The following is a 26,850-nucleotide window of genomic DNA, read 5'->3' on the forward strand; positions in this document are numbered from 1 at the left end:
AGACGTTTGCCTGCTCGGTAAACTCCGGCAATCTATGCATCTTTTCCTCCTGCAAGGATTCCCTGTGCCGACTCCGCCCGCCAACTCCTCGCTGGCTGCCCACATGGACGAAAGTCCGGCGCCCTTGTATGCCCGCGTCAAACAGATGATCAGCCAGCAGATCCTCAGCGGCAACTGGCCGCCCCATTATCGCGTGCCGTCGGAGAGCGAACTGGTCAGCCAACTGGGCTTCAGCCGCATGACCATCAACCGCGCGTTGCGCGAGCTGACGGCCGAAGGGTTGCTGGTGCGCATGCAGGGTGTGGGTACGTTCGTCGCCGAGCCCAAGAGTCAGTCGGCGCTGTTTGAAGTGCACAACATTGCCGATGAGATCGCCTCCAGGGGCCATCGCCATACGTGCCAAGTCATCACCCTGGGCGAGGAAGCGGCAGGTTCCGAACGTGCCGTCGCTCTGGAAATGCGCGAAGGCGGGCGGGTGTTTCACTCGTTGATCGTGCATTTCGAAAATGACATTCCGGTGCAGATCGAAGATCGTTTCGTCAACGCCCTGGTCGCCCCGGAATACTTGCAGCAGGATTTCACCCGGCAAACGCCCTACGCCTACCTCAACCAGGTCGCACCGCTGACCGAAGGCGAGCATGTGGTTGAAGCGATCCTCGCCGATGCTGCCGAGTGCAAGCTGCTGCAGATCGAGCCGAGCGAGCCCTGCCTGTTGATTCGCCGGCGTACCTGGTCCGGCCGCCAGCCGGTCACGGCCGCGCGCTTGATTCACCCCGGTTCCCGCCACAGCCTCGAAGGACGCTTCAGCAAATGAGTTCAGTCAACGTCTGGCGCGCCGCCGACTACGTGCGCATGCCGTGGAAGAACGGCGGCGGCAGTACCGAAGAAATCACCCGCGATGCCGGCACCGGCCTGGATGGTTTCGGCTGGCGCCTGTCGATTGCCGATATTGCCGAGTCAGGCGGTTTCTCCACCTTCGCCGGCTACCAGCGCGTGATTACGGTGATCAAGGGCGCGGGCATGGTCTTGACCGTCGACGGTGAGGAACAGCGTGGTCTGTTACCGCTGCAGCCGTTCGCCTTTGCCGGTGACAGCCAGGTGTCGTGCCGCCTGATCACCGGGCCGATTCGCGATTTCAACCTGATCTACTCGCCTGAGCGTTACCATGCGCGCTTGCAGTGGGTGGATGGCGTGCAGCGCTTTTTCAGCACGGCCCGGACGGTGCTGGTGTTCAGCGTGGCGGATGAAGTGACCGTGCTGGGCGAGAAGCTCGGCCATCACGATTGCCTGCAAGTAGACGGTAACACCGGCTTGCTGGATATCTCGGTCAGTGGTCGCTGCTGCCTGATCGAACTGACACAGCGCGGTTAAAAATGTGGGAGGGGGCTTGCCCCCGATAGCGGTGAATCAGCCAAAGATCTGGTGGCTGACACTCTGCAATCGGGGGCAAGCCCCCTCCCACATTTGTTTCTGCGGCGTTTCCAGGCTATGCACCAAATTGTTACCGAATGCCCCAGCGTGACGCAAAGCCATGCTGTCGTGACACATTTTCCCCGCCGCAAATTCTTCCATAAGAAATTTCATCATGCTTGAAAGCCTTGATTTTCAAGGCTCGCACGCATTGTGCAAAAAAATCCAGACCACGCTTCCGAAAAGTTGGCCGCTCGATTGCATATGCTTGTACATACAAGTAAAGATGTGTGCGTAAGAGTCTCCTTCGCACCATTCAAGTCCGCGCATCGATCGCCGAGGAGTCCTAGCAGTGACCAAGCCTACAAAATACCGTGACGTCGAAATCCGCGCCGCCCGCGGTAACACGCTCACCGCCAAAAGCTGGCTGACCGAAGCGCCGCTGCGCATGTTGATGAACAACCTCGACCCGCAAGTGGCCGAGAACCCCAAGGAACTGGTGGTATACGGCGGTATCGGTCGCGCGGCGCGCAACTGGGAGTGCTACGACCAGATCGTCGAGAGCCTCACCCATCTGAACGATGACGAAACCCTGCTGGTGCAATCCGGTAAGCCGGTCGGCGTGTTCAAGACCCACAGCAACGCGCCGCGCGTGTTGATCGCCAACTCCAACCTGGTGCCGCATTGGGCCAGTTGGGAACACTTCAACGAACTGGATGCCAAGGGCCTGGCCATGTACGGCCAGATGACCGCCGGCAGCTGGATCTATATCGGCAGCCAGGGCATCGTCCAGGGCACCTACGAAACCTTCGTCGAAGCCGGTCGCCAGCATTACGACTCGAATCTCAAGGGCCGTTGGGTGCTCACCGCCGGTCTGGGCGGCATGGGTGGCGCACAACCGCTGGCCGCGACCCTGGCCGGCGCCTGCTCGCTGAACATCGAGTGCCAGCAGGTCAGCATCGATTTCCGCTTGAACAGCCGCTATGTCGACGAGCAAGCCACCGACCTCGACGACGCCCTGGCGCGCATCGCCAAGTACACCCAGGAAGGCAAAGCCATCTCCATCGCCCTGCTGGGCAACGCCGCCGAAATCCTGCCGGAACTGGTCAAGCGTGGCGTGCGCCCGGACATGGTCACCGACCAGACCAGCGCCCACGACCCGCTCAACGGCTACCTGCCGGCCGGCTGGACCTGGGACGAATACCGCGCCCGCGCCAAGACCGAGCCCGCCGCCGTGATCAAGGCCGCCAAGCAGTCGATGGCCGTGCACGTCAAAGCCATGCTTGAGTTCCAGAAGCAGGGCATCCCGACGTTCGACTACGGCAATAACATCCGCCAGATGGCCCAGGAAGAGGGCGTGGAAAACGCCTTCGACTTCCCGGGTTTCGTACCGGCCTACATCCGCCCGCTGTTCTGCCGTGGCATCGGCCCGTTCCGCTGGGCGGCGCTGTCCGGTGACCCGCAGGACATCTACAAGACCGACGCCAAAGTCAAAGAGCTGATCCCCGACGACGCCCACCTGCACAACTGGCTGGACATGGCGCGCGAGCGCATCAGCTTCCAGGGCCTGCCGGCGCGTATCTGCTGGGTGGGCCTGGGCCAGCGCGCCAAGCTGGGCCTGGCCTTCAACGAAATGGTGCGCAGCGGCGAATTGTCGGCACCGGTCGTGATCGGCCGCGACCACCTCGACTCCGGCTCGGTCGCCAGCCCGAACCGCGAAACCGAATCCATGCAGGACGGTTCCGACGCCGTGTCCGACTGGCCGCTGCTCAACGCCTTGCTCAACACCGCCAGTGGCGCGACCTGGGTTTCGTTGCATCACGGCGGCGGCGTCGGCATGGGCTTCTCGCAGCACTCTGGCATGGTGATCGTGTGTGACGGTACCGACGAAGCGGCCGAACGCATTGCGCGCGTGCTGCATAACGACCCGGCGACCGGGGTGATGCGTCACGCGGATGCGGGTTACCAGATCGCTATCGATTGCGCCAAGGAACAGGGCCTGAATCTGCCGATGATCAAGTAACCCATGTGGGAGGGGCGGTGCGACGATTCGACTTGCCCCCGATGGCAATGTATCAGCCAGCAGGTCAGGTGACTGAACCACCGCTATCGGGGGCAAGCCCCCTCCCACATTGGATCGGCGGCAAACCCAAGACAATCCATCAGAGGTTGAACAACATGGCTGCGAACGACACCACCCCGTTGATCGAAAGGCGTTCGATCGACTACATCCCGGAAGCGGAAAGACATGGTCGTCTATTGAGCCAGTTCACCCTGTGGATGGGCGCCAACCTGCAAATCACCGCGATTGTCACCGGGGCCCTGGCCGTGGTGCTGGGCGGTGATGTGTTCTGGTCGTTGATCGGCCTGCTGGTCGGTCAACTGATCGGCGGCGGCGTCATGGCGTTGCATGCGGCGCAAGGCCCCAAGCTTGGTTTGCCGCAGATGATCTCCAGCCGGGTGCAGTTCGGCGTGTATGGCGCGGCCATCCCGATCGTGCTGGTGTGCCTGATGTACCTGGGTTTCACCGCCACCGGCACCGTGCTGTCGGGGCAGGCGCTGGGCCAGTTGTTCGGGGTCAGCGACAGCGTCGGCATCCTGATTTTCGCCAGTGTCATCGTGCTGGTCACGGTGCTCGGTTACCGGGTGATCCATTTCATCGGGCGTGTCGCCAGCGTCATCGGCGTGATTGCCTTTGTCTACCTGTTCAGCCGCCTGATGAGCCAGACCGATGTTGGCGCGCTCCTGCAGATCCGTCACTTCAGCTGGAGCAGTTTTCTGCTGGCCGTGTCGCTCGCGGCTTCCTGGCAGATCGCCTTCGGCCCCTACGTGGCGGACTATTCGCGTTACCTGCCGAGCCAGACGTCATCGGTGAAAACCTTCTTCGCCGCGGGCGCGGGCTCGGTGATGGGTGCACAGGTGGCGATGGTGCTCGGTGTGTTTGCCGCCGCCATGTCCAACGGCCAATTCGCCGGGCATGAAGTGGCCTACATCGTTGGCTTGAGCGGTACGGGGGCCACCGCGGCGTTGCTGTACTTCAGCATCGCGTTCGGCAAGGTCACCATCTCCACGCTCAACTCCTACGGCAGCTTCATGTGCATTGCGACCATCATCAGCGGTTTCCGTGGCCGCCTGGAGGTCACGCGTCTGCAGCGCCTGGTGTTCGTGCTCGTCATCGTCGGTACGGCAACCCTGATCGCATTGCTCGGCCAGCACTCGTTCCTCGGTGCGTTCAAGTCGTTCATCCTGTTCCTGTTGGCGTTCTTCACGCCGTGGAGCGCGATCAACCTGGTGGATTACTACTGCATCACCCGCGAACGCTACGACGTGCCGGCACTGGCCGACCCGAACGGTCGCTACGGTCGCTGGAACCTGTTGGGGATCAGCGTCTATGTCTTCGGCGTGCTGGTGCAGTTGCCGTTCATCTCAACCAAGTTCTACACGGGGCCCCTGGTGGCTGCGCTGGGGGGCGTGGATGTTTCCTGGATCATCGGCCTGGTGCTGCCTGCAGCCGTGTATTACGTGTGTGCGAAAAAATGGCACGGCACGGTGCCCGATCATCTGATCCTGCCGAAAGAGCAGGGCGCTTTACTCACAACAGACGGGCTGGCTGCGCAGGCCTGACGGGACGTGGACAAGGCAGGATGCCTTTTGACTGCCGTAATCCATTTCATGATTGGGAGCGTCACATAATGAAAATGCATAAGACCCTGCTGACCACGTTGCTGTCTGCGGGCTTGCTGGCAAGCGCCGGTGCCCAGGCGGCCGGCTGGTGCGAATCCGGCAAGCCGGTGAAATTCGCCGGGCTGAACTGGGAAAGCGGCATGTTGCTCACCGACATCCTGCAAACCGTGCTGGAGAAGGGCTACGACTGCAAAACCGACAGCCTGCCGGGCAACTCCATCACCATGGAAAACGCCCTGAGCAGTAATGACATCCAGGTGTTTGCCGAGGAGTGGGTGGGCCGCAGCGAAGTCTGGAACAAGGCCGAGAAGGCCGGCAAGGTCGTCGGCGTCGGCGCGCCGGTGGTTGGCGCGGTTGAAGGCTGGTACGTGCCGCGCTATGTGATCGAAGGCGACGCCAAGCGCAAGCTGGAAGCGAAGGCCCCGGACCTGAAGAACATCGCTGACCTGGCCAAATACGCCGCCGTGTTCAAGGACCAGGAAGAACCGTCCAAGGGGCGCTTCTACAACTGCCCGGCCGGCTGGACCTGCGAACTGGACAACAGCGAAATGCTCAAGAGCTACGGCCTGGAAAGCACCTACACCAACTTCCGCCCAGGCACCGGCCCGGCGCTGGATGCGGCGGTACTCTCGAGCTACAAGCGCGGCGAGCCGATCCTGTTCTACTACTGGTCGCCGACGCCGCTGATGGGCCAGGTGGACCTGGTCAAGCTGGAAGAAAAGCCCGGTGTGGATAAAAGCGTGAGCATCAAGGTCGGCCTGTCCAAGACCTTCCACGAGCAAGCGCCGGAACTGGTGGCCGTGCTGGAAAAGGTCAACCTGCCCATCGACCTGCTGAACCAGAACCTGGGCCGCATGGCCAAGGAACGGATCGAGTCGCCGAAGCTGGCGAAAATTTTCCTCAAGGAACATCCTGAAGTCTGGCACGCCTGGGTGAGCGAAGACGCCGCCAGGAAAATCGACGCGGCCTTGTAGGTAAAGCGTGTCCGGCTACCCTGAGAGGCAGCCGGACGCCTGGCCTCAACCCACTGGATCGAGAGCACGCTATGTTTCCCGAGAGTTTTACGTTTTCCATCGCCGACTGGGTCAACGGTTGGGTGGACTCGCTGGTCACCAACTACGGCGATGTGTTCCGGCACATTTCCGATACCCTGCTGTGGGCCATCGTCAATCTGGAAGGGCTGCTGCGCGCGGCGCCCTGGTGGCTGATGCTGGCCATCGTCGGCGTCATCGCCTGGCATGCCACCCGCAAGGTGGTGACCACGGCTGTGATCGTCGGTTTGTTGTTCCTCGTCGGCGCGGTCGGCCTGTGGGACAAACTGATGCAGACCCTGGCGCTGATGATGGTCGCCACGGTGATCTCGGTGCTGATCGGCATTCCCCTGGGCATCCTTTCCGCGCGCAGCAATCGCTTGCGCTCGGTGCTGATGCCGTTGCTCGACATCATGCAAACCATGCCCAGCTTCGTGTACCTGATCCCGGTGCTGATGTTGTTTGGCCTGGGCAAGGTGCCGGCGATTTTCGCCACGGTCATTTACGCTGCGCCGCCGCTGATCCGCCTGACCGACTTGGGCATTCGCCAGGTCGACGGCGAAGTCATGGAAGCCATCAACGCTTTCGGCGCCAACCGCTGGCAGCAACTGTTCGGCGTGCAACTGCCGTTGGCGCTGCCGAGCATCATGGCGGGTATCAACCAGACCACCATGATGGCGTTGTCGATGGTGGTGATCGCCTCGATGATCGGCGCCCGTGGCTTGGGTGAGGACGTACTCGTCGGCATCCAGACCCTCAACGTCGGGCGAGGCCTGGAAGCCGGTCTGGCGATCGTGATTCTTGCAGTGGTCATCGACCGCATTACCCAGGCCTATGGTCGTCCACGGCATGAGGCGAGCAAATGACTAGCGTCAGCAAAATCGAAGTCAAAAACGTCTTCAAGATCTTCGGCAACCGCTCCAGGGAAGCGCTGGCGCTGATCGGCCAGGGCAAGACCAAGGACCAGGTATTGGCCGAGACCGGCTGCGTGGTCGGCGTGAACGATCTGTCCCTGAGCATCGCTACCGGTGAAATCTTCGTGATCATGGGGCTGTCGGGCTCCGGCAAATCCACGCTGGTGCGTCACTTCAACCGCCTGATCGACCCCACCAGCGGCGCGATCCTGGTGGATGGCGAAGACATCCTGCAGCTGGACATGGAAGCCCTGCGTCAATTCCGTCGCCACAAGATCAGCATGGTGTTCCAGAGCTTCGGCCTGTTGCCCCACAAGAGCGTGCTCGACAACGTCGCCTATGGCCTGAAAGTGCGTGGCGAGACCAAGCAGGTCTGCGCCGAACGCGCGCTGCACTGGATCGAAACCGTGGGCCTCAAAGGCTATGAAAACAAATACCCGCACCAGCTCTCCGGCGGCATGCGTCAACGTGTGGGCCTGGCCCGCGCCTTGGCCGCCGACACCGACATCATCCTGATGGACGAAGCCTTCAGCGCCCTCGACCCGCTGATCCGCGCCGAGATGCAGGACCAGTTGCTCGAGCTGCAAAAGACCCTGCACAAGACCATCGTGTTTATTACCCATGACCTCGACGAGGCCGTGCGTATCGGTAACCGCATTGCGATCCTCAAGGACGGCAAGTTGATTCAGGTCGGCACGCCGCGGGAGATTTTGCACTCGCCGGCGGATGAGTATGTGGACCGGTTTGTTCAGCGGCGGGCGGCGGTGGTCTGATCCGGGTCTGGTGCTGAGGCTGCTGGCCTCATCGGGGGCAAGCCCCCTCCCACACTTGAAAGTATTCACAGATCAAAATGTGGGAGGGGGCTTGCCCCCGATAGGGCCGGTAAGGCTGCAAAAGAATTGAAGAAGGTACAAAGATGCCCCAGGCAACAACAATCATCATCGCCGACGCCCCACTGCGCTGGCAGGACGTCGCCGCCGTCGCCCGCCACGGCGCAGTGCTCGAGCTCTCGAGCCACGCCTGGGCGCGCATCGACAATGCCCAGGCCGTCGTGCAGTGCATCGTCGCCAGCGGCGAACGCGCGTATGGCGTGAACACCGGCCTGGGCGCGCTGTGCAACGTGTCGCTTGAGGGCGCGCAACTGAGCCAGTTGTCGCGCAATACCTTGCTCAGCCACGCCTGCGGCGTCGGCCCGGTATTGAGCGACGAGCAGACGCGCGCGATCATCTGCGCCGCCATCATCAACTACAGCCACGGCAAATCCGGCCTGCATCGGCAAGTGGTGCAGGCGCTGCTGGCACTGCTCAATCACGGCATCACGCCACAGGTACCGTCCCAGGGCTCGGTGGGCTATCTGACCCACATGGCCCATGTCGGCGTGGCGCTGCTCGGTGTCGGCAACGTCAGCTATCGCGGCCAGGTTGTGACCGCGCAAGAAGCCTTGGCCGCTGAAGGTTTGCAGCCGGTGGTACTCGGCGCCAAGGATGGCCTGTGCCTGGTCAACGGTACGCCGTGCATGACCGGCCTGAGCTGCCTGGCCCTGGCCGATGCGCACCACTTGCTGCAATGGGCCGACGTGATCGGCGCCATGAGCTTCGAAGCCCAGCGCGGCCAGATCGATGCGTTCGACGCAGAGATCATTGCCCTCAAGCCGCACCCCGGTATGCAGCAAGTGGGCAACAATCTGCGTGCGTTGCTCGACGGCAGCGAGGTGATCGCTGGCAGCAAAGGCATCCGTACCCAGGACGCTCTGAGCATCCGCTCGATCCCGCAGATCCATGGCGCGGCGCGCGACCAGGTGGCGCACGCCACCCGTCAGATCGAGACCGAACTCAACAGCGCCACGGATAACCCGCTGGTGCTCGGCACGCCGGACAACTACCGCGTGGTGTCCCAGGCCAACCCCCACGGCCAGTCCGTAGCGCTGGCGGCCGACATGCTGGCCATCGCCATGGCCGAGATCGGCTCAGTGGCCGAACGCCGCCTGGACCGCCTGATCAACCCGCACGTCAGCGGCCTGCCGGCGTTCCTGGTGAGCAACCCCGGGGTCAACTCCGGAATGATGATCGTGCAGTACGTCGCCGCGTCCTTGTGTGGGCAGAACCGTCAGTTGGCGCAACCGGCGGTGCTCGACAATTTCGTCACGTCGGGCCTGCAGGAAGACCACTTGAGCATGGGCACCAATGCCGCGCTCAAGCTGCATCAGGTGTTGCTCAACGTTACCCAGATTCTCGCCATCGAATACCTGCTGGCGGCCCAGGCGTTCGAGTTCCTCAAGGGCCAGCGCTTCGGCGCCGGCACCGACCGCGCCTGGCGCCTGCTGCGCGAAGTGGTCCCCGCGTATGAGCAGGACCGCTGGCTGGCGCCGGATATTGCTGCGGCTGCCACGCTGCTCAAAGACACTGCACTACCGAATTTGCACTGAGCACTTACTCAAAAGAAGTAGAACAATTCACAAGGAGAACGAATGTGACTGCGCTAAACCTGATTCCAGGCCAACTGAGCCTTGCCCAACTGCGGGCCATCTACCAGCAGCCGGTAACCCTCAGCCTGGATGACAGCGCCACGGCGCAGATCGAAGCCAGTGTTGCCTGCGTGGAGCAGATTCTCGCCGAGAACCGCACCGCGTATGGCATCAACACCGGTTTCGGCCTGCTGGCCTCGACCCGCATCGCCAGTGAAGACCTGGAAAACCTCCAGCGTTCCCTGGTGCTGTCCCACGCTGCCGGCGTGGGTGAGCCCATCAGCGATGCGCTGGTCAGGCTGGTCATGGTGCTCAAGGTCAACAGCCTGAGCCGTGGGTTCTCCGGGATTCGTCGGCAGGTGATCGACGCGCTGATCGCGCTGATCAACGCCGAGGTGTACCCGCACATTCCGCTTAAAGGGTCGGTCGGTGCATCCGGTGACCTGGCGCCGTTGGCCCATATGTCCCTGGTGCTGCTCGGCGAAGGCAAGGCGCGCTACAAGGGCGAATGGCTGGAGGCGAGCGACGCGCTGAAAGTCGCCGGCCTCACGCCGCTGACCCTCGCCGCCAAAGAAGGCCTGGCCCTGCTCAACGGCACCCAGGTGTCCACCGCCTATGCCTTGCGCGGCCTGTTTGAAGGCGAAGACCTGTTCGCCGGCGCCCTCGCGTGCGGTGGCCTTACCGTGGAAGCGGTGCTCGGCTCGCGCTCGCCGTTCGACGCGCGGATTCATGCCGCACGCGGCCAGCGTGGGCAGATCGATGCCGCTGCGGCCTATCGCGATCTGCTCGGAGAAAGCAGCCAGGTGTCCCAGTCGCACCAGAACTGCGACAAGGTGCAAGACCCTTACTCCCTGCGCTGCCAGCCGCAAGTGATGGGCGCCTGCCTGACCCAGTTCCGCCAGGCCGCCGAGGTGCTGGTGGTCGAGGCCAACGCCGTGTCGGACAACCCGCTGGTGTTCGCGGCCGAGGGCGATGTGATTTCCGGCGGTAACTTCCACGCCGAGCCGGTGGCCATGGCGGCCGACAACATGGCGTTGGCGATTGCCGAAATCGGCTCGCTCAGTGAGCGCCGTATCTCGTTGATGATGGACAAGCACATGTCGCAACTGCCGCCGTTCCTGGTGGGTAACGGCGGGGTCAACTCCGGCTTCATGATCGCCCAGGTCACCGCTGCGGCGCTCGCCAGTGAGAACAAGGCACTGGCCCATCCCCATAGCGTCGACAGCCTGCCGACGTCGGCCAACCAGGAAGACCACGTGTCCATGGCCCCGGCTGCGGGCAAGCGCCTGTGGGAAATGGCCGAGAACACTCGTGGCATTCTTGCCGTGGAGTGGCTCGCCGCCTGCCAGGGCCTGGACCTGCGCGACGGCTTGAAAACCTCGCCAGCGCTTGAAAAAGCCCGTGGCCTGCTGCGCGACAAAGTGGCGTTCTACGACAAGGACCGCTTCTTCGCCCCGGACATCATCGCCGCCAGCGAACTGCTCGCCAGCCGCTGCCTGAACGAGCTGGTGCCGGCCAGGTTGCTGCCAAGCCTGTAACCCACCGCCGCCCCACTGTAGGAGCAAGCTTGCTCGCGAAAATCACCAACGATGACGCGAGAAACCTGACACCCCTGGGCGTTCTCAGGTTTTTCGCGAGCAAGCTCGCTCCTACGGGAGAGGTCGTTTTTTCTCGGGATAAAAATAACTAGGGAAGAGAAATGCACCAGCCAGAAAAAGGTTTGAAACGCGGGCTCAACGCCCGACATATTCGCTTCATGGCACTCGGTTCCGCGATCGGTACCGGGTTGTTCTACGGCTCCGCCTCCGCCATCCAGATGGCCGGCCCCGCCGTGCTGCTGGCCTACCTGATCGGCGGCGCCGCAGTCTTCATGGTGATGCGCGCCCTCGGCGAAATGGCCGTGCACAACCCCGTATCCGGCTCCTTCGGCCACTACGCCAGCACCTACCTGGGGCCCATGGCCGGGTTTATCCTCGGCTGGACCTACGCCTTTGAAATGATCATCGTCTGCCTGGCCGACGTCACCGCCTTCGGTATCTACATGGGCTTCTGGTTTCCCGAGGTCGCCCGTTGGGTCTGGGTGCTGGGCATCGTGTTTCTGATCGGTGGCCTGAACCTGTGCAACGTCAAAGTGTTTGGCGAAATGGAGTTCTGGCTGTCGCTGCTTAAAGTCGGCGCCATCGTGGCGATGATCCTCGGCGGCTTCGGCATCATGCTGTTCGGTATTCATTCGGCCGGTGAAACCCAGGCTGCCGGCCTGAGCAATTTGTGGGCGCATGGCGGTTTCATGCCCAACGGCATCGGCGGCTTGATCGCGTCCTTCGCCGTGGTGATGTTTGCCTTCGGCGGTATCGAAATCATCGGCATCACCGCCGGGGAAGCCAAGGACCCGCAGCGCGTGATCCCCAAGGCAATCAACGCCGTACCGCTGCGCATCCTGCTGTTCTACGTGCTGACCCTGTTGGTGCTGATGGCGATCTACCCATGGCCGCAGATTGGCAGCCAGGGCAGCCCGTTTGTGCAGATTTTCAGTAACCTGGGGATCGGCTCGGCGGCGACCATCCTCAATATCGTGGTGATCTCGGCGGCGGTATCGGCCATCAACAGTGACATCTTCGGCGCCGGCCGCATGATGTACGGCCTGGCCCAGCAAGGGCAGGCGCCCAAAGGGTTCGCGCAATTGTCCAGGCATGGCGTGCCGTGGATGACTGTGCTGGTGATGGGGGCTGCGCTGCTTGGCGGCGTGGTGCTCAACTACCTGATCCCGGAAAACGTGTTCCTGCTGATCGCCTCGATTGCCACCTTCGCCACTGTGTGGGTGTGGCTGATGATCCTGTTCACCCAGGTCGCCATGCGCCGCTCGATGAGCAAGGAGCAGGTCGCCGAACTGAAATTCCCGGTGCCGTTCTGGCCCTATGCGCCGGCAGCGGCCATTGTGTTCATGCTGTTTGTGTTTGGCGTGCTCGGTTACTTCCCCGACACCCAGGCGGCCTTGATGGTCGGTGCGGTATGGATCGTGCTGCTGATCGTTGCCTACCTGCTGTGGGTCAAGCCCGCTGCCGGGCAAGCGGCCAAGGTTCATTACGAACCGGCCTTGTCTCATCGATAACTTAGGGAGGCGTTGATGAAAACCCTTTGGCAACACTGTCACGTCGCAACCATGGCCCAGGGCAAATACTCGATCATCGAGGATGCTGCCATGGTGACTGCGGGTTCGCTCATCGAGTGGATCGGCCCGCGCAGCCAAGCGCCGACAGCCGATTACGCCCAGGTGCATGACCTGCAAGGCGCGTGGGTCACGCCTGGACTGATCGACTGCCACACCCACACCGTGTTCGGCGGCAACCGCAGCGGCGAATTCGAGCAGCGCCTTGAAGGCGTCAGCTACGCCGACATCGCGGCCCAGGGCGGTGGTATTGCCAGCACCGTGCGGGCCACGCGTGCCGCGACGGAAGATGAATTGTTTGCCAGTGCCGAAAAGCGCCTGCGCAGTCTTTTGCGCGACGGCGTGACCACGGTAGAGATCAAGTCCGGCTACGGCCTGGACCTGGCCAACGAACGCAAGATGCTGCGCGTGGCGCGGCGCCTGGGTGAAGCGCTGCCGGTGAGTGTGCGCGCCACCTGCCTGGCGGCTCATGCGCTGCCGCCGGAGTACAAGGACCGCGCCGATGACTACATCGAGCACATCTGCAATGAAATGCTGCCGGCCCTGGCGGCGGAAGGGCTGGTGGATGCGGTGGATGCGTTCTGTGAATACCTGGCGTTCTCCACCGAGCAGGTCGAGCGCGTGTTTAAAGTTGCCCGGCAACTGGGCTTGCCGGTGAAGCTGCACGCCGAGCAACTCTCGTCGCTGCACGGTTCCAGCCTGGCCGCGCGTTATCAGGCGTTGTCGGCGGACCACCTGGAGTTCATGACCGAGGAAGATGCCATCGCCATGGCCGCTGCCGGCACCGTTGCCGTGTTGCTGCCAGGCGCTTTCTACTTCCTGCGCGAAACCCAATTGCCGCCGATGGACGCCCTGCGCAAGCACGGTGTGAAGATTGCCATCGCCAGCGACCTCAACCCCGGCACCTCGCCGGCCCTGTCGGTGCGCCTGATGCTGAACATGGCCTGCACCCTGTTCCGCATGACCCCGGAAGAAGCCCTGGCCGGCGCCACGCAACACGCGGCCACCGCGCTGGGCATGGGCGACACCCATGGTTCGCTGGAAGTGGGCAAGGTCGCCGATTTTGTCGCCTGGCAGATCGATCGCCCCGCCGACCTGGCCTATTGGCTGGGCGGCGAGCTGGATAAACGCGTCGTACGCCATGGCGTCGATGTCACTGTTTAACTGCCTTTGTGAATAGGGAGCATTGTTGTGGAGAAGGTTCTGACATTCAAACAAGGCCGCGTACCGCTGCTGATCAGCATGCCCCACGCCGGCCTGCTTCTGACGCCTGCGGTCGAAGCCGGGTTGATCCCCGAGGCGCAAAGCCTGCCCGACACCGATTGGCATATCCCCATGCTGTATGACTTTGCCGAAGCATTGGGCGCCAGCACGTTGTCGGCCGAGTACTCGCGGTTCGTCATCGACCTGAACCGGCCATCCGATAACACGCCGCTCTATGCGGGCGCCACCACCGGCCTGTACCCGGAGACGCTGTTCGATGGCGTGCCGTTGTTCCGCGAAGGGCAGACACCGTCCGAGGCCGAGCGCGCCACTTATCTGCAAAAAATCTGGGGCCCGTATCACCGCACGCTGCAGGAAGAGCTGGCGCGCCTCAAGGCCGAATTCGGCTACGCGTTGCTGTTCGACGCGCATTCGATCCGCTCGGTGATCCCGCACCTGTTCGACGGCAAATTGCCGGACTTCAACCTCGGCACCTTCAATGGCGCTGCATGCGATCCAGAATTGGCCGGCCAGCTGGAAGCCATCTGCGCCCAGCATCCCCAATACAGCCATGTGCTGAACGGGCGCTTCAAGGGCGGCCACATTACCCGGCATTACGGCGATCCGGCGCAGGATATCCATGCGGTGCAGTTGGAGTTGTGCCAGAGCACGTATATGGAGGAGTTCGAGCCGTTTCGCTATCGCGAGGACTTGGCCGCGCCGACGCGGGTGGTGTTGAGGCAGTTGCTGGAAGAGTTCGTGGCTTGGGGGCAGAAGCACTACCCGTAATCTTTGGGGCTTCTGCAATAGCTTTCGCGAGCAAGCCCGCTCGCACATTGTTGACCGCGTTCAGCCTTCCAAATGTGGGAGCGTCTCTACCCCGATGACGCGCTGACAGTCGTCTCAGTGCAATTGCCGGTCGCCACAGGTCGCTTTGATCGCGGGCCGGCTGGGTAAGGTGGTGAGTAGGGCGCACCAGACGCCACTCCCCACAATAAGCTGCCGCGTGAGACCTCTTTCATGAAACGACTTTCGTTGATCCTCTGCGGTGCCGCCTTGCTCAGTGGCTATGTGAGCAGCTATGCCACGGCCGCTGAACCGGCCTCCTGCAAAACCGTGCGCATGGGCGTGGTCAGCTGGACCGACGTGGTCGCCACCTCCGGCATGGCCGACGTGTTGCTCAGCGGCCTGGGCTACGACAGCAAACAGATCAGCGCCGTGCAGCAGATCATCTTTGCCGGTATCCGCGACAAGCGCCTGGATATCTTCCTCGGCTACTGGAAACCGGCGATGGACAACAATATTTCGCCGTTCCTGGCGGCCAAGCAGGTCAAGGTGTTCGGCACGCCGAGCCTGGCCGATGCCCAGGCTACCTTGGCGGTGCCGCAGTATGTGGCCGATGCCGGGTTGACGACGTTTGCCGATATCGCCCGTTTCAAGGACAAGCTGGGTGGCAAGATCTATGGCATCGAGCCCGGCAGCGGCGCCAATACCGATATCCAGAAGATGATCGACACCAATCGCTTTGGCCTGGGCGGCTTCAAGCTGGTGGCCTCTGGCGAGGCGGGCATGCTCGCCGCCGTGCAGCGGGCGGTGAATCGCAAGGAGTTCGTGGTGTTTGTGGGGTGGACGCCTCACCCGATGAACATCAACATGAACATGGCCTACCTCACCGGCAGTGAAGATGTGTTCGGCCCTGATGAAGGTCGCGCCACGGTGTCTACCGTGACCGCTCCGGATTTTGCCGAGCGTTGCCCGAATGCCAACCGGTTGCTCACCAATCTGAGCTTCACCGCCGCTCAGGAAAGCCAGTTGATGGTGCCGATCATGGCGCGTCAGTCGCCGCAGGACGTCGCCAGGAAATGGCTGCGCGACCATCCCGAGGATCTGCAGCGTTGGCTGGCTGGAGTCACGGCGTTCGATGGCCGCGATGGAGTAGCGGCCGTCCAGGCGTACCTGAAACCCTAAGTCAAATGAAAATCAAAATGTGGGAGGGGGCTTGCCCCCGATGACGTCGGGCCAGTCGACACAGGTGCTGGCTGATATACCGTTATTCCGCTATCGGGGAGCAAGCCCCCTCCCACACTTGATCTTCACTGTGAGAGAGGCAGCGCATGTACCCGATTTCTCCGCAGCTGGCGGCCTTCGTCGAGAAAACCGAGTCGTTCACCAGCGACGACTCTTCCTTGGCCAGTCTGCGCCAGGCTTATGAGCGCATGTGCCAGGCCTTCACGCCGCCCCGCCCGCGCGGGCAGCAGCTGTCGGACTTCAATCTTGGTGGGGTGTGGGTGCGCAGCTATCAATCGAGCAACCCCACGCCAACCGGCGGCTGGCCATGTCTGCTTTATATGCACGGTGGCGGTTGGGTCGTCGGTGGCTTGGACTCCCATGACTTCATCTGCTGTGAATTGGCTGAAAAGCTCCACGTGCTGGTGATCGCCATCGACTACCGGCTGGCCCCAGAGCATCCGTTTCCGGCGGCCTACGAGGACTGCCGGGCGGTATGGAAGGCGATCCAGGCCGGCGAGGGGCCGCATGTCATCAATCTGAAAAGGCTGGTGGTGATGGGCGACAGCGCCGGCGGTAACCTGGCGGCGGCGCTGTGCCTGGGGCTACGAGACGACCGACAACCAATGCCCCGCGCCCAAGTGCTGGTTTATCCAGGCCTGGGTGGCCCCGCCGACTTGCCTTCGCGCCGTGACTGCATGGATGCACCCTTGCTCAGCAGTGCCGACACCGATGACTACCTGGCGTTGTACCTGTGTGGCACGGGCAAACCCTCGCCATACGCCATGCCTCTGCTGGCCGAGGTGTTCAGTGGATTACCCAAGGCCCTGATCGCCGTGGCCCAGTTCGACCCGCTGCGCGACGATGGCAGGCTTTACGCCGAGCGTCTGCAAGCGGCGGGCGTGGACACCGTTCTGTACCCCGGCAAGGGGCTGGTCCATGGCTGCCTGCGTGCACGCGGCCAAGTGGAAGAAGTCGACCACCTGTACCGTTATCTGCTGGATTACCTGGATGGCGAGCTGCTGACACAGGTCTAAGCGTTCAAGGACATGCTCATTGCACAATTCGGGTTTATGATGCCTGACGGCAGAATAATAGACGTCCCCCCAGGGATGAACCCGACACCCCACGGAGCGCGCAATGCAGACTTGGTACCCGCAGATCAAACCCTATGCCCGGCACGATCTGGCAGTCGATGATGTTCACACCCTGTACGTCGATGAAAGCGGCTCCCCCGAGGGCCTGCCTGTGGTGTTCATCCATGGCGGCCCCGGCTCCGGTTGCGACGCGCAGAGCCGTTGCTACTTCGATCCGAACCTGTACCGCATCGTCACCTTCGACCAGCGCGGTTGCGGACGCTCCACTCCCCGCGCCAGCCTTGAAAACAACACCACCTGGGACCTGGTCGCCGACCTTGAGCGCATCCGCGAGCACCTGGGTATCGACAAATGGGTGCTGTTCGGTGGCTCCTGGGGGTCGACGCTGTCCCTGGCTTACGCGCAAACCCACCCCGAGCGTGTGCATGGCTTGATCGTGCGCGGCATTTTCCTGGCGCGCCCTCAGGACATCCGCTGGTTCTACCAGGAGGGCGCGAGCCGGCTGTTTCCGGATTACTGGCAGGACTACCTGGCACCGATCCCGGTGGAAGAGCGTCACGACATGATCGCGGCGTATCACAAGCGTCTGACCGGCAACGACCAGATCGCCCAGATGCATGCGGCCAAGGCCTGGTCCGGCTGGGAAGGGCGCATGCTGGGCCTGTGCCCAAGCCCGCAGCATGTCGAGCGCTTCTCCGAGCCGCAGCGTGCCTTGTCCATTGCCCGCATCGAATGCCATTACTTCACCAATAACTCGTTCCTGGAGCCTGACCAGCTGATTCGCGATATGCACAAGATCGCCCATTTGCCCGGGGTCATCATCCACGGCCGCTACGACATGATTTGCCCGTTGGATAACGCCTGGGAGCTGCATCAGGCCTGGCCGAACAGTGAACTGCAGGTGATCCGCGAGGCGGGGCATGCCGCGTCCGAGCCTGGCATTACCGATGCGCTGGTCCGCGCAACCGGCGAAATGGCACGACGCCTGCTTGATTTACCGCCTGAGGAAGCATGAAGGGCTTGTTGCAACGGGTGCGCGGCGCCCGCGTCGAGGTGGCCGGCGAAATAGTCGGGGCAATTGACCAGGGTTTGCTGGTGCTGGTGGCCGTCGAACCTTCAGATACGCCTGAAAGCGCCGACAAACTGCTGCATAAGCTGCTTAACTATCGGGTGTTCAGCGACGATGAGGGCAAGATGAACCTGTCGTTGAAAGACATCGACGGCGGTTTGCTGCTGGTGTCGCAGTTCACCCTGGCGGCGGACACCAAAAGCGGGCTGCGGCCGAGCTTCTCCACGGCGGCCCCGCCGGCACTCGGAGCGACGCTTTTTGATCATGTGTTGTTACAAGCGCAACAATTGCATGGCAAGGTGGCATCAGGGCGTTTTGGCGCAGATATGCAGGTGCATTTGGTCAATGATGGCCCTGTGACCTTTCTGTTACAGACCTGAATGCATGAAAAACGACTTTAATGCCTAAAAACGCAGGGTTTCGCTACAAATACTTCGTTGTCCCTGATGCGTTGTCTCGCGGGCTGCTAGATAATCGCGCGCTACGGGGATCAGCGTTGTTTGGTCCATTTTTGACTTAGGTAGAGACTTGTCCGACAAAGCAGTGGGGAATCATTTTGCCCCTGCGGAGTCGGAACAATGCTCGCCAACCTGGCATATAGATAGCTGGCCGTTGGTTTTTTGATCTGTTTTCGGCGAGGGTTGCTCGTGATTGTTAGTCCCTGTAATGCACCAAAATTGTCTGCCAAACGGTTACGAAACGCACTGGTGACGGGCTCTGCCCTGTTTTGCCTGTTCGGCGCGGGTCAACTGTGGGCATTCAGTCTGGACGATGTATCGGCCAAGGCAAAAGAGCTGGCTGGGCAGAAATACGAAGCTCCGCGCAGCAATCTGCCGAACGAATTCCGCGAAATGAAATTCGCTGATTACCAGAAGATTCGTTTCCGCAATGAAAAAGCCGAGTGGGCCGATCAGAACACCCCGTTCAAGCTGTCCTTCTATCACCAGGGTATGCACTTCGATACCCCGGTGAAAATCAATGAAGTCACCGCCGACAGCGTCCAGGAAATCAAGTACGACCCGAATCGTTTCGATTTTGGTGACGTAAAGTTTGATCCGAAAGCCACCGAACAGCTGGGTTATGCCGGCTTCCGGGTGCTGTTCCCGATCAACAAGGCCGACAAGCAAGACGAAATCATGACCATGCTCGGCGCCAGCTATTTCCGCGTCGTTGGCAAGGACCAGGTGTATGGCCTGTCCGCCCGTGGCATGGCGATCGACACGGCGTTGCCGTCCGGTGAAGAATTTCCGCGTTTCACCGAGTTCTGGATCGAGCGTCCGAAGCCGGGCGACAAGCACCTGGTGATCTTCGCCCTGCTGGATTCGCCGCGTGCGACGGGTGCCTACCGCCTGATCCTGCGTCCGGGCACCGACACCGTGGTCGACGTCAAGTCCCAGATGTACCTGCGCGACAAAGTGAGCAAGCTGGGCGTGGCCCCGCTGACCTCGATGTTCCTGTTCGGCGCCAACCAGCCGTCCAAGGTCCTCAACTACCGTCGTGAGCTGCACGATTCCAGCGGCCTGTCGATCCATGCCGGCAATGGCGAGTGGATCTGGCGCCCGCTGAACAACCCTAAACACCTGTCGGTCAGCAACTTCAGCGTGGAAAACCCGCGTGGGTTCGGCCTGCTGCAACGCGGTCGCAACTTCAGCCACTACGAAGACCTGGACGACAACTACGACAAGCGCCCAAGCGCCTGGATCGAACCTGAGGGCGACTGGGGCAAAGGCAGCGTCGACCTGGTAGAGATTCCGACCGCTGACGAAACCAACGACAACATCGTTGCTTTCTGGAGCCCGGCCGAACTGCCGGAAGTCGGCAAGCCGCTGGACGTGTCCTACCGCCTGCACTGGACGCTGGACGATGCCGCCTTCCATTCGCCGGACAGCGCCTGGGTCAAGCAGACCCTGCGTTCCACCGGTGACGTGAAGCAATCCAACCTGATCCGTCAGCCGGACGGCAGCGTGGCTTATCTGGTGGACTTCGAGGGCCCGGCCCTGAAGAAACTGCTGCCGGACGCACCGGTGCGCAGCCAGGTGAGCGTTGGCGACAACGCCGAACTGGTTGAAAACAGCGTGCGCTACAACGAGCACACCAAAGGCTGGCGCCTGACCCTGCGCATGAAGATCAAGGACGCGAGCAAGCCGACTGAAATGCGTGCGGCGCTGGTGCAGGAAATTGCACAGGCCGAGCCTGAACAGGTCTCGACCCACGTGCTCAAGGCTGACAAGGTCCTGGCCAAGCAACACGAAAAACAGGCCAAGAAAGACGCCAAAGAGGCGAAGGACAAGGACGCCAAGCAGCCAGAAGCTGCACCGGCCCCTGTCACGCCCGAGCCGGCCAAGACCGAGCAAGTCCTGACCGAAACCTGGAGCTACCAGTTGCCTGCCGATGAGTAATTCACAAGTCAAGCCGGAAACTCTGAGCGAGTACCTGGCGCATCTCCCCATGACGGCTGAGCAGCGCGCCGAGCTGGCGGGCTGCAGCTCCTTCAGCGAGCTGCACGAACGCCTGTCGTCCGCCACCTTCGACGCACCCACCGACGCTGCCCAGGCGTCGGTGGGCCGCAGGCTGACCTTGAGCACGGCCGAAGAGCTGCAGGACGCGGAGATGCTGGCGCTCGACGCCAGCGGCCGCGTCTGCCTGAAGGCCACGCCGCCGATCCGTCGGACCAAAGTGGTGCCCGAGCCTTGGCGCACCAACATCCTGGTACGCGGCTGGCGCCGGATGACCGGGCGCACCAACCCGCCGAAGCCGCCGAAGGACGAACGGGTACTGCCCGCCGCGCGCTGGCGTACCGTGGGTTCGATCCGCCGCTATATCCTGTTGGTGCTGATGCTGGGCCAGACCATCGTGGCCGGCTGGTACATGAAAGGCATCATGCCGTACCAGGGCTGGTCGCTGGTCGACTTCGACGAGATCCGCAACCAGACCCTGCTGCAAACCGCTACCCAGGTACTGCCTTACGCACTGCAGACCAGCATCCTGATCATGTTCGGGATTCTGTTCTGCTGGGTGTCGGCCGGTTTCTGGACCGCGCTGATGGGCTTCCTCGAGCTGCTGACCGGTCACGACAAATACCGTATCTCCGGTAAAAGTGCCGGCGATGAGCCGATTCCCAAGGATGCGCGTACCGCGCTGGTGATGCCGATCTGTAACGAAGACGTGCCGCGGGTATTCGCCGGTTTGCGCGCCACGTTCGAATCGGTGGCCGCGACCGGCGACCTGGACCGTTTCGACTTCTTCGTGCTCAGCGACAGTAATGAAGCGGATATCTGCATTGCCGAACAGCAAGCCTGGCTCGACGTGTGCCGCGAAGCCGGTGGTTTCGGCAAGATTTTCTATCGCCGCCGTCGTCGTCGCGTCAAGCGCAAGAGCGGCAACCTCGACGACTTCTGCCGTCGCTGGGGCGGTGACTACAAGTACATGGTGGTGCTCGACGCCGACAGCGTGATGAGCGGCGAATGCCTGACCAGCCTGGTACGCCTGATGGAAGCCACGCCGGATGCCGGGATTATCCAGACCGCGCCGCGTGCGTCGGGCATGGACACCCTGTATGCGCGCATGCAGCAGTTCGCCACCCGCGTCTATGGTCCGCTGTTTACCGCCGGCCTGCACTTCTGGCAGTTGGGTGAGTCCCATTACTGGGGCCACAACGCAATCATCCGCATGAAGCCGTTTATCGAGCACTGCGCCCTGGCGCCGTTGCCGGGTAAAGGCGCGTTTGCCGGTGCGATCCTCTCTCACGACTTCGTTGAAGCAGCGCTGATGCGCCGCGCCGGCTGGGGCGTGTGGATTGCCTACGACCTGCCGGGCAGCTACGAAGAGCTGCCGCCGAACCTGCTGGACGAACTCAAGCGTGACCGTCGCTGGTGCCACGGTAACCTGATGAACTTCCGCCTGTTCCTGGTCAAAGGCATGCACCCGGTGCACCGTGCGGTGTTCCTGACCGGCGTGATGTCCTACCTGTCGGCGCCGTTGTGGTTCTTCTTCCTGGTGCTGTCCACGGCGTTGCTGGCGGTGAACACCCTGATGGAGCCGCAGTACTTCATGGCGCCACGCCAGTTGTACCCGCTGTGGCCGCAATGGCATCCGGACAAGGCGGTGGCACTGTTCTCCACCACGATCGTGCTGCTGTTCCTGCCTAAACTGCTGAGCATCATCCTGATCTGGGCCAAGGGCGCGAAAGAGTTCGGCGGCAAGTTCAAGGTGACCTTGTCGATGTTGCTGGAGATGCTGTTCTCCATGCTGCTGGCGCCGGTGCGCATGATCTTCCACACCCGCTTCGTACTGGCCGCGTTCCTCGGCTGGGCCGCGACCTGGAACTCACCGCAGCGCGACGACGACTCAACGCCGTGGAGCGAAGCGGTCAAGCGTCACGGTCCGCAGACCTTGCTGGGCTTTTTGTGGGCGTTGCTGGTGGTGTGGCTGAACCCGAGCTTCTTGTGGTGGCTGATCCCGATCGTCGGTTCGCTGATGCTGTCGATCCCGGTGTCGGTGATCTCCAGCCGGGTCAAGCTGGGCCTCAAGTCCCGCGATGAGAGCCTGTTCCTGATCCCCGAGGAATACAATCCGCCGCAGGCACTGCTGTCGACCGAGAAGTACACCCATGAAAACCGTTGGCACGCGCTCAATGACGGCTTTGTGCGTTCGGTGGTCGACCCGCAGCAGAACGCCCTGGCCTGTGCCCTGGCGACCTCGCGCCACCGCGAGGCGGAGCCGATCGAGTACCTGCGCGTGGAGCGTGTTCGCCACGCGTTGAAAGTCGGCCCGGCCGGCCTCAACAACAGCGAACGCCTGGCCCTGCTCAGCGACCCGGTGGCACTGGCTCGCTTGCATGAACAGGTGTGGAGCGAAGGCCATGCCGAGTGGCTGGACGCTTGGCGTGCGTCGATCAAGGCTGATCCGCACGCGCCATTGCTACCGCTGCAACCGCTGTCGTCCCAGGCTCAACCGGCCTGATTCAGACGCCCCCGAGGGCCCACCTCGGGGGTGTTTCAAGCGCTGGTCCTACAGCGTTTAGCGCCTCTTCCTTTCCTCGCTAACTCCTTGTTATTTCGAAACAAAAGACCTTCGTGCGAGGCGTATTGCCGTGCCTGTGGCTGGGGTAGCATCGCCCCCCAAATTTGACGCGCCACGGGGGCACACATGTTCAAAAGGTATTGTTCGGCACTGTTGATGGGTGTTGTCGCATTGATTTACACCGGCTTGCTCTCTGCCGGGGCGATTGACGACGCTGTGCGCCGTGGCGTGCTGAAAGTAGGCACCACGCCGACCTACGTACCGTTCGAAATGACGGACAAGCAGGGACGCATCGTCGGCTTCGAGATCGACCTGCTCCAGGCGATGAGCCGCGCGCTGGGGGTTGAACTCGAACTGGTCGCGGTGCCCTACACGGAGTTGCTGTCGGGACTGATGGCGCAGAAGTTCGACCTGATCGGCAGCGGCATGACGGTCACCCAGGAGCGCAACCTGTACCTCAACTTCAGTGACTCTTTTATCGTGGTGGGCCAGTCGGTCCTGCTGCATCCGCGCCTGGCCGGCAAAGCATCGAGTATCGAAGACCTGGACGAGTCAGGCTATCTGATCGCAGTCACCGAAGGCACCACCGGCGAGGCAGCGGCGCAGCGTTTCCTGGGGGCGGCCCGGCTCAAGCGTTTCACCACGCCGGAGGAGGGCGTGCGCCAAGTGGTGGAAGGCAAGGCCGACGCGTTTATTTACGATGCGCCCTACAACCTGATCGCGATGGCCCGGCCCGAGAACAGCGCACTACTGACGCTGGAGCAACCCTTCACCTTTGAGCCCCTGGCGTTCGGCCTGAAGAAGGGTGACTACGACAGCGTCAACTGGATCAATCATTTCCTCAACCAAGTGGCCCAGGACGGCACTTACGATCAACTGCATGACAAGTGGTTCAGGGACACTGCCTGGATCGCGGAAATTGAGTGATCGTCATAACTACTTACACATCAACTCATCAATGAGCCCATACGCTGACATGTCTAGGCCTTTGGTCAGGCGCGGTGCCGAAAGGGTTCTGTTGCAGAGGCCGATAACATTTAGCCGTGAAGCCTTTGTGACGGGCAACGAGTGGGTTAGGATCGCACCCCGAAATGGCGCAGCCCATACTGCGCCGACCTTACAAAAAACGTTCAGGGGTCTTGATGATGAAAAAGTATCTTTCGATGCTGATGCTCGGCGTCACCGCACTGGTGGCGGCGACTGCGGCACAGGCTGGCGCCATCGATGATGCGGTCAAGCGCGGCACGCTGAAAGTCGGCATGGACCCGACCTACATGCCGTTCGAAATGACCGACAAACGCGGTGAAATCATCGGTTTCGAAGTCGACATCCTCAAGGCCATGGCCAAGTCCATGGGCGTCAAGCTGGAGCTGGTGTCCACCGGCTACGACGGTATCATCCCGGCCTTCCTGACCGGCAAGTTCGACATGATCGGCAGCGGCATGACCCTGACCCAGGAGCGCAACCTGCGCCTGAACTTCAGCGAACCCTTCATCGTGGTCGGCCAGACCCTGCTGATTCGCAAGGAGCTGGAAGGCACCATCAAGTCCTACAAAGACCTGAACGATGAAAAATACCGCCTGACCTCCAAGCTGGGCACCACCGGTGAGATGGTCGCCAAGAAGCTGATCGCCAAAGCCAAGTACCACGGCTACGACAACGAGCAGGAAGGCGTGCTGGACGTGGTCAACGGCAAGGCCGACGCCTTTGTCTACGACGCGCCTTACAACGTGGTGGCCGAGAAGAAAGTCGGCAATGGCAAGCTGGTATTCCTGGAAGAACCCTTCACCTTTGAGCCCCTGGCGTTCGGCTTGAAGAAAGGCGACTACGACAGCGTCAACTTCATCAATAACTTCCTGCACCAGATCAGGAACGACGGCACCTACGATCGCATCCATGACAAGTGGTTCAAGAGCTCCGAGTGGCTCAAAGACATGGAATAAGGCTTAAGACCGAGTTGCCTGTATCGGGGGCAAGCCCCCTCCCACATTTGGAATGCGCTTGCCTGTGGGAGGGGGCTTGCCCCCGATGGCGGCCTACCAGGCAACACCTATGCGGACAGTGAAATGAAACAGAAAAAAGCCCAATGGCCCTGGCACCTGCTGACCGTGGTCGTGCTGGTCGGCCTGGCCGGCGCCTTGTACTACGCCACCTCGTTGATGTCCTACGAATGGCGCTGGAACCGCGTGCCGCAGTACTTCGCCTATCAGGCCGAAGAAGCGCAGCGTGCAGCCGATATTTCCACCGTCATTGAGCTGGTACGCAAAGGCGATGTGGCCGAGGTGACGCTGCGCACTGATGCCGGTGCCGAGCAAAAGGTGACGGTCGCCGACAACAGCCTGCAAGTGGCGCGCGGCGATGATGTGGCTGAAGGTGACGTCATCGGTGTCAACCGTCATTGGGCACTGGGCCCGCTGATGTGGGGCCTGTGGACCACGCTGTGGTTGTCGGTGGTGTCCGGCATCCTGGGCCTGGCGATTGGCCTGGCCACCGGCTTGTGCCGGCTGTCCAGCAACCCGACCTTGCGCGACCTGTCGACGATCTACGTCGAGCTGGTGCGCGGTACGCCGCTGCTGGTACAGATCTTCATTTTCTATTTCTTTATCGGCACGGTGCTCAACCTGTCCCGCGAGTTTGCCGGGATCGCGGCACTGTCGCTGTTCACCGGTGCCTACGTGGCGGAAATCGTGCGTGCCGGTGTGCAATCGATCACCCGTGGCCAGAACGAGGCCGCGCGCTCCCTGGGCTTGAGCGCCAGCCAGTCGATGCGGCATGTGGTGCTGCCGCAGGCGTTCAAGCGCGTCCTGCCGCCGCTGGCCGGTCAATTCATCAGCCTGGTGAAAGACACCTCGCTGGTCTCGGTGATCGCGATCACCGAGCTGCTCAAGAGCGGGCGCGAAGTGATCACCACCTCGTTTTCGCCCTTTGAAATTCTCTTCTGTGTGGCAGGCCTGTACCTGCTGATCAACCTGCCGCTGTCGAAGATGGCCAGCCGGCTTGAGCGGAGGCTCGCGCAAAGTGATTGAAGTCCGCGATCTGGTAAAAGTCTTCGATACCCGTGGCCATGTCGTGCGCGCCGTGGACCATGTCACCACCCAGGTCGCCAAGGGCGAAGTGCTGGTGGTGATCGGCCCGTCCGGTTCCGGCAAGTCCACCTTTCTGCGCTGTCTTAATGGGCTGGAGGAATTCGATTCAGGTTCGGTCAGCATCGACGGCCTGCAACTGGCCGACCCGAAGACCGACGTGAATGCCTACCGCCGTGAAGTCGGCATGGTGTTTCAGCATTTCAACCTGTTCCCCCACATGACCGTGCTGGAAAACCTGTGCCTGGCGCAAAAGGTCGTGCGCAAGCGCGGCAAGCGAGAACGTGAGGCCAAGGCGCTGGCGTTGCTGGAAAAGGTCGGTATCGCCCAGAAAGCCAATGAGTTTCCGTCGCGCCTCTCCGGTGGCCAGCAGCAGCGTGTAGCGATTGCCCGCGCCCTGGCAATGGAACCCAAGGTGATGCTGTTTGATGAACCTACCTCGGCGCTGGACCCGGAAATGGTCGGCGAAGTGCTCGACGTCATGAAGACCCTGGCCCTGGAAGGCATGACCATGGTCTGCGTCACCCACGAGATGGGCTTTGCCCGCGAGGTGGCGGATCGGGTGTTGTTTTTCGATCACGGCAAATTGCTCGAGGACGCGGCGCCAGCCGAGTTCTTCGATGCGCCCAAAGACCCGCGGGCCCAGGCTTTCCTGCGCCAGGTCCTATAAATGTGGGAGGGGGCAAGCTCCCTCCCACAT

21 protein-coding genes and 1 pseudogene are annotated in these 26,850 nt (G+C 61.9%); all 22 read left to right on the forward strand.

All coding sequences use genetic code 11. The features are described from left to right. Positions 1 to 103: 103 nt before the first annotated feature. The 22 genes and pseudogenes from hutC to BFQ04_RS06635 all read left to right on the forward strand — a co-directional run bounded on the left by hutC (position 104) and on the right by BFQ04_RS06635 (position 26,820). Entirely contained in the window at positions 104 to 814 is a 711-nt protein-coding gene (gene hutC / locus BFQ04_RS06525; RefSeq protein WP_244658066.1) for a histidine utilization repressor, read from the forward strand. Next, a complete protein-coding gene (locus BFQ04_RS06530) occupies positions 811 to 1,371 on the forward strand; it encodes a HutD/Ves family protein (RefSeq protein ID WP_065950096.1) in 561 nt (186 codons plus the stop codon). Before hutC ends, BFQ04_RS06530 begins: the two co-directional genes overlap by 4 nt. 391 nt (positions 1,372 to 1,762) lie before the next feature. Next, positions 1,763 to 3,433 (forward strand): urocanate hydratase, encoded by a 1,671-nt coding sequence (gene hutU, locus BFQ04_RS06540; RefSeq protein WP_065950098.1) that lies wholly within the window; start codon positions 1,763 to 1,765, stop codon positions 3,431 to 3,433. Between the two features lie 155 nt (positions 3,434 to 3,588). Continuing rightward, complete coding sequence (locus BFQ04_RS06545; RefSeq protein WP_065950099.1) at positions 3,589 to 5,034, forward strand: purine-cytosine permease family protein; 1,446 nt, start codon at positions 3,589 to 3,591, stop codon at positions 5,032 to 5,034. Between the two features lie 68 nt (positions 5,035 to 5,102). Next, on the forward strand, positions 5,103 to 6,068 hold the full coding sequence (locus BFQ04_RS06550) for an ABC transporter substrate-binding protein (protein WP_065885737.1): 966 nt from the start codon (positions 5,103 to 5,105) through the stop codon (positions 6,066 to 6,068). A gap of 71 nt (positions 6,069 to 6,139) precedes the next feature. After that, entirely contained in the window at positions 6,140 to 6,991 is an 852-nt protein-coding gene (locus BFQ04_RS06555; RefSeq protein ID WP_065885736.1) for an ABC transporter permease, read from the forward strand. Next, complete coding sequence (locus tag BFQ04_RS06560; RefSeq protein ID WP_057724461.1) at positions 6,988 to 7,812, forward strand: quaternary amine ABC transporter ATP-binding protein; 825 nt, start codon at positions 6,988 to 6,990, stop codon at positions 7,810 to 7,812. The genes BFQ04_RS06555 and BFQ04_RS06560 overlap by 4 nt, the downstream gene beginning before the upstream one ends. Positions 7,813 to 7,955: 143 nt before the next feature. Further along, positions 7,956 to 9,464 carry a histidine ammonia-lyase gene (gene hutH / locus BFQ04_RS06565; RefSeq protein WP_065950100.1) on the forward strand — a complete coding sequence of 503 codons (1,509 nt, stop codon included), beginning with the start codon at positions 7,956 to 7,958 and terminating at the stop codon, positions 9,462 to 9,464. 44 nt (positions 9,465 to 9,508) lie between these two features. Further along, a complete protein-coding gene (hutH, locus tag BFQ04_RS06570; RefSeq protein ID WP_065950101.1) occupies positions 9,509 to 11,041 on the forward strand; it encodes a histidine ammonia-lyase in 1,533 nt (510 codons plus the stop codon). A gap of 161 nt (positions 11,042 to 11,202) precedes the next feature. Beyond that, positions 11,203 to 12,612 (forward strand): amino acid permease, encoded by a 1,410-nt coding sequence (locus tag BFQ04_RS06575; protein WP_065950102.1) that lies wholly within the window; start codon positions 11,203 to 11,205, stop codon positions 12,610 to 12,612. 15 nt (positions 12,613 to 12,627) lie between these two features. Continuing rightward, a complete protein-coding gene (gene hutI / locus BFQ04_RS06580) occupies positions 12,628 to 13,833 on the forward strand; it encodes an imidazolonepropionase (protein ID WP_065950103.1) in 1,206 nt (401 codons plus the stop codon). A gap of 27 nt (positions 13,834 to 13,860) precedes the next feature. Further along, positions 13,861 to 14,661 (forward strand): N-formylglutamate deformylase, encoded by an 801-nt coding sequence (hutG, locus tag BFQ04_RS06585; RefSeq protein ID WP_065950104.1) that lies wholly within the window; start codon positions 13,861 to 13,863, stop codon positions 14,659 to 14,661. 231 nt (positions 14,662 to 14,892) lie between these two features. Continuing rightward, positions 14,893 to 15,840 carry a choline ABC transporter substrate-binding protein gene (locus BFQ04_RS06590; protein WP_065950105.1) on the forward strand — a complete coding sequence of 316 codons (948 nt, stop codon included), beginning with the start codon at positions 14,893 to 14,895 and terminating at the stop codon, positions 15,838 to 15,840. A gap of 146 nt (positions 15,841 to 15,986) precedes the next feature. Continuing rightward, a complete protein-coding gene (locus tag BFQ04_RS06595) occupies positions 15,987 to 16,916 on the forward strand; it encodes an alpha/beta hydrolase (RefSeq protein WP_065950106.1) in 930 nt (309 codons plus the stop codon). A 103-nt stretch (positions 16,917 to 17,019) separates the two neighbouring features. Then, entirely contained in the window at positions 17,020 to 17,991 is a 972-nt protein-coding gene (gene pip / locus BFQ04_RS06600; protein WP_065950107.1) for a prolyl aminopeptidase, read from the forward strand. Then, positions 17,988 to 18,425 (forward strand): D-aminoacyl-tRNA deacylase, encoded by a 438-nt coding sequence (dtd, locus tag BFQ04_RS06605; RefSeq protein WP_065950108.1) that lies wholly within the window; start codon positions 17,988 to 17,990, stop codon positions 18,423 to 18,425. Before pip ends, dtd begins: the two co-directional genes overlap by 4 nt. A 267-nt stretch (positions 18,426 to 18,692) precedes the next feature. Beyond that, entirely contained in the window at positions 18,693 to 20,444 is a 1,752-nt protein-coding gene (locus BFQ04_RS06610) for a glucan biosynthesis protein G (RefSeq protein WP_065950185.1), read from the forward strand. Continuing rightward, positions 20,437 to 23,009 (forward strand): annotated as a pseudogene (mdoH, locus tag BFQ04_RS06615) (glucans biosynthesis glucosyltransferase MdoH); the annotation flags it as partial. The gene BFQ04_RS06610 and the pseudogene mdoH, both read left to right, overlap by 8 nt. 184 nt (positions 23,010 to 23,193) lie before the next feature. Continuing rightward, positions 23,194 to 23,994 carry a transporter substrate-binding domain-containing protein gene (locus BFQ04_RS06620; RefSeq protein ID WP_065950110.1) on the forward strand — a complete coding sequence of 267 codons (801 nt, stop codon included), beginning with the start codon at positions 23,194 to 23,196 and terminating at the stop codon, positions 23,992 to 23,994. Positions 23,995 to 24,212: 218 nt separating this feature from the next. After that, positions 24,213 to 25,010 carry a transporter substrate-binding domain-containing protein gene (locus BFQ04_RS06625; protein ID WP_065885769.1) on the forward strand — a complete coding sequence of 266 codons (798 nt, stop codon included), beginning with the start codon at positions 24,213 to 24,215 and terminating at the stop codon, positions 25,008 to 25,010. A 123-nt stretch (positions 25,011 to 25,133) separates the two neighbouring features. Further along, complete coding sequence (locus BFQ04_RS06630) at positions 25,134 to 26,093, forward strand: amino acid ABC transporter permease (protein ID WP_065950111.1); 960 nt, start codon at positions 25,134 to 25,136, stop codon at positions 26,091 to 26,093. After that, positions 26,086 to 26,820: an amino acid ABC transporter ATP-binding protein gene (locus tag BFQ04_RS06635; RefSeq protein WP_065950112.1), complete on the forward strand. Its 735-nt coding sequence runs from the start codon at positions 26,086 to 26,088 to the stop codon at positions 26,818 to 26,820. Before BFQ04_RS06630 ends, BFQ04_RS06635 begins: the two co-directional genes overlap by 8 nt. Positions 26,821 to 26,850 lie beyond the last annotated feature (30 nt).

The organism is Pseudomonas sp. 37 R 15 (assembly GCF_900004865.1).
Lineage (GTDB): Bacteria > Pseudomonadota > Gammaproteobacteria > Pseudomonadales > Pseudomonadaceae > Aquipseudomonas > Aquipseudomonas fluorescens_AM.